This is a genomic window from Mesorhizobium sp. M2A.F.Ca.ET.039.01.1.1, from assembly GCF_003998035.1.
Lineage (GTDB): Bacteria > Pseudomonadota > Alphaproteobacteria > Rhizobiales > Rhizobiaceae > Mesorhizobium.
This window is the reverse complement of sequence record NZ_RZRY01000578.1, coordinates 1-4,014: the sequence shown is the minus strand read 5'-3', so window position 1 is coordinate 4,014 and position 4,014 is coordinate 1. Positions and strand designations below refer to the sequence as shown.

Sequence of the window (4,014 nt, the reverse complement as noted above, 5' to 3'; positions counted from 1 at the left end):
GTGTCAGCGAAACCGAGATCGCCGATATCACCACCGGCAATTTCTTCAGGCTGTTCACCAAGATGCCGCGTCCGGACATGGCGCGGACATGAGCGACCGGCTGCGCTTCACCGTCCTTGGCTGCGGCTCATCGCCCGGCACGCCCCGCATCACCGGCGATTGGGGCAATTGCGATCCCGCGAATCCGAAGAACCGGCGCATGCGCACGGCGGCCCTGGTCGAGCGGATTGCCGCCAATGGCGCGCGCACCACGGTCGTCATCGACACCGGACCGGATTTCCGCCAGCAGATGCTGATGGCTTCGGTCCGGCGTATCGACGCCGTCGTCTATACCCATCCGCATGCCGACCATATCCATGGCATCGACGATCTGCGCGGCTTTGTGCACGACCAGCGGCACAGGATCGACATCCACGCCGACGAACCGACGATGGAGCGGCTGCGCCAGGCCTTCGGCTATTGCTTCGAGACGCCGCCCGGCAGCTCCTATCCGCCGATCGTCAAGGCTCATATCATCGATCACGCGAGACCGGTGGTGATCGAAGGCGAGGGGGGCGCCCTCGCCTTTGAGCCGCTGCCGCAGATCCATGGCGATATCATTTCGCTGGGCTTCCGCATCGGCGGGCTTGCCTACTGCCCGGATATCAGCGATTTCCCGGTCGCCACCGCCGAGCGGTTGCTGGGCCTCGACATCCTGGTGCTCGACGCGCTGCAATACAACACCCATCCCAGCCATCTGTCGCTCGGCCAGGCTCTGGGCTGGATCGAGAAACTGGCTCCGAACAAGGCCGTGCTGACGCATATGCACGTGCCGCTGGACTACGCCGTGGTGATGGCCGAGACGCCGGAGCACGTGGCGCCGGCCTATGATGGCATGGTGGTTGAAATTCCTTACGAGTCAGAGCGATAGCGGCGACTCTCAGCCAGTATCGCAGCCCGTCATTCCTGCGTTTGGCTGGTAGCTCGAATTCGCGAGGCGGCGCACGCAGCCAGTCCACAGAGTTTGTCGCCAATGGCGCCAATGGCGAGCCGCGGCAATTCTCGGAGTGAGTAATACGCAAGTTCCATAATCTATCTTATGCGACTTAGCCTAACGCTCGAAACCAAGCGAACCGATTTCGAACCTCAAACGAAAACGGGAGCTTGTGTTGAAGAATGTCATTCTCCGCTCAATCGTCGTGCCCCTCGCTTCGCGGGCTGGCACGGCTCTTGCAGCCTATCTCGTCGCCAAGGGCCTTGACGGCACTCTGGCGGATCAGTTCGCAAACGGCGTGCTGGCTGTTGTTCTGGTTGTGTGTGACCTGATCACCGGCAAGGCGCTGAACTTGCTCGGCCAGCCTCGGGAGGCGGCCTAATTCATCGAAGCCCTCTTGGGCCTCGGTGGCTCTCTGCTCTCGGGCCTGTTCGGCTCGGACAAGCAGGAAACAACCTCGCACGTTGACTATGCCCGCATGGTCCGCGACAGCGAGGCGGCGGGCTTCAACCCGCTGACCGCAATCCGCAACGGCGGATCGGCGGGCTTTACGTCAACAACCACTCCGGGTAATCCTGTCGGCGGCGCGCTGTCACGCGTCGGTGATTGGCTCACCAATTTCAATCCGTTCGAAGATGCCGAACGGTCCCAACGGAGTAGGTTGCTTGACGCACAAATCGCCAACCTCAACGCGGAAACCGGAAATCTTCTACACACTGTTCCTTCTCGGCACGGGCCTGTTGCTTCCGGCGCTGGTGTTCGGAATGCCCCGGCTTCCCTATCTCGGGGATGGGAAAACGGACCGCCGGTAACTGTCCTCGGGCAGTTAACCGGAAACCCGATCTACGGCCCGTCTGCGGGCTCGATGCCAGGGGGCGGCGCAACCTCCAAGGGTAATGCCGCTCTCTCCTCCTACACTCCTCCGCCGTTGAAAGACGGCAAGCTTTCCAACACTCCGTGGTTGGACAGCTTCACCAATGGGTGGGTTCGCCATGATCCGACCACGCCAGACATGGCGGGGTTCGAAGATGCCTATGGCGATAGCGAAATAGGCTCGACAATCGCCGGGGGTATCTCCCTCGGTCGTGATCTCCTCTACAACGTCGACCATTACGCAAAAGCCGGTGATCGCATGATCGCGGAACGCATTGCGCGTTTCCGCAAGGGCAAGCCCTACAAGCCCGCTCGCGTTCGCGGGTCTGCCGCCAAGCGCGGTGTCCAGCTCTATCAGTCGCCGTTCGGAATGCCCCTCTCGGGGCCGTCCTTCTGATGGCGTGCGCGTCCTGCGCACGACGGCGGAAAATCCTGTCTGGCGCGCTTCGGCGCGTCGTAACCAAGCTGAAAGGTAGAAAGAATGGCTCGCTCAAAAGGCGGTAACGGCCCTCGTGTGATCGACGGCGACTATACCCGCATATCCCGCATGTCCACCTCCCCCATCACGGTGGAACGGTCGAACCGTATTCACACGGTTCGCGGTATTACCTCCCTGCCCGCTGGCAAGATGGTTCCCATCGCGGCTGTGCCGCTCCTGCGTGAAGACGCCGTGCGGTCGGGCCGCATGCGCTTCTCGTTCGAAATGATGGAAACGGCGGAAATCCTGATGAACGCCGTGTATGTGTCGGTGAAGGCCTATCTCGTGCCTTGGTCGGCCTTCACGCGCTTCGACAGCATCGACGCCGTGAACCGTGCTTATGAGGGTGTCGAGCAGTATGCGGGCGGCCCGGTTCAGCCGTTCGTCCAGCGTGAAGTGTTCAATTCCGCTACGGCGGATGACATCAAGGTCTATCTCGGCCTTCACGCGAAAACCGGCGACACGGTGACGACGGCCTATCATGAGGCGTACAACGAAATCTGGAATTTCCGGGCAAAGAACCGGTCGCCGGATTTGGCGCTGCGCGCCCTCACCGCGAAGAACCTCGCGCCGGCCTTCTGGCGGCATGAACAGTTCCGTCACATCGTGCCGAACTTCGATCAGGCGCTTGTTGACGGCAACGTGGCGCTGAATGTCGTCAACTCCAAGCTGCCGGTTAAGGGTATCGGTCTGTACACCTCGGGCACTCCGACACCCTCGGCGAACGTGACCGTGCGTGAAGCCGGTACGGGTGCCACGACCTATCCGTTCGCGATCCCGACGAACGTCGGCAACGCCTACAACATCAAAACCACGACTGGCGTCGCCGGCACGGCGGTTCCGGATGTCTTCGCTGAAATGGCCGCGAACGGGATCACCGTATCGTTGTCTAACATTGAACTGGCGAAGAAAACCGCTGCCTTCGCGCAGCTGCGGACGCAATACAACGAGCTGGATGATGACTACCTCATCAACATGTTGATGGACGGTCTCACCATCCCGGAACAGGCGCTCCGCCAGCCGATCTTGCTCGGCGAGGAAACGACCATCTTCGGCATGTCCAAGCGCTACGCGTCGGACGCTGCCAATCTTACGGAGTCGGTCGTGAACGGTGCCACCCAGATTGAAATGTCTGTGGCAACTCCGCGCATTCCCACGGGCGGTATCGTCATGGTGGTCGCGGAAATCACGCCTGAACAGCTTTTTGAGCGTCAGGCCGATCCGCTCTATCACTACCCGCTGGTTCCCGGCACGAACCAGCACACGGGCGCCAACTTCCCGCACTATCTGCGCGACACCCTTGACCCTGAAAAGGTCGAGGCCGTTCCGAACCGGTATATGGACGTCCAGCACGCCACGCCTACCGGCGTGTTCGGTTACGCTCCGCTCAACTATCGCTGGAACGTCAACACCCCGCGTATCGGCGGCAAGTTCTACCGTCCCGGCGCGACCGATCCGTTTGACGAGGATCGTCAGCGCTTGTGGGCCGTGGAAACGGTCAACCCCACGCTCGGGACGGACTTCTACCTGTGTACGAACATGAACACGTCGGTGTTCGTCGTCACCACTCAGGATCCTTTCGAATGCGTCACCCAGGGCGATTTGCTGATTGAAGGCAATACCGTCTTCGGCCCGCGTCTGAAGGAAAGCGTGGACGATTACGCCAAGGTGCTGACCCACGCTCCTGTTG

At 61.1% G+C, this 4,014-nt stretch carries 4 protein-coding genes; all 4 read left to right on the top strand.

Annotated features, from left to right (window positions below; genetic code table 11):
• Positions 1–88 precede the first annotated feature (88 nt).
• Positions 89–910: an MBL fold metallo-hydrolase gene (locus EOA24_RS29635; RefSeq protein WP_126082745.1), complete on the top strand. Its 822-nt coding sequence runs from the start codon at positions 89–91 to the stop codon at positions 908–910.
• A 238-nt stretch (positions 911–1,148) separates the two neighbouring features.
• On the top strand, positions 1,149–1,355 hold the full coding sequence (locus tag EOA24_RS29630; RefSeq protein WP_127410369.1) for a hypothetical protein: 207 nt from the start codon (positions 1,149–1,151) through the stop codon (positions 1,353–1,355).
• 15 nt (positions 1,356–1,370) lie between these two features.
• Positions 1,371–2,243, top strand: a complete 873-nt coding sequence (locus EOA24_RS29625; RefSeq protein ID WP_127410368.1) for a hypothetical protein — start codon at positions 1,371–1,373, stop codon at positions 2,241–2,243.
• A gap of 84 nt (positions 2,244–2,327) precedes the next feature.
• Positions 2,328–4,014, top strand: a 1,687-nt coding sequence (locus tag EOA24_RS29620; protein ID WP_133374671.1) for a hypothetical protein, incomplete at its 3' end; no start/stop codon positions are given.

What these genes read in the sequence shown, in the direction of transcription:
- EOA24_RS29635 (WP_126082745.1), top strand. Translation starts at nt 89, where the DNA reads ATGAGCGACCGGCTGCGCTTCACCGTCCTTGGCTGCGGCTCATCGCCC.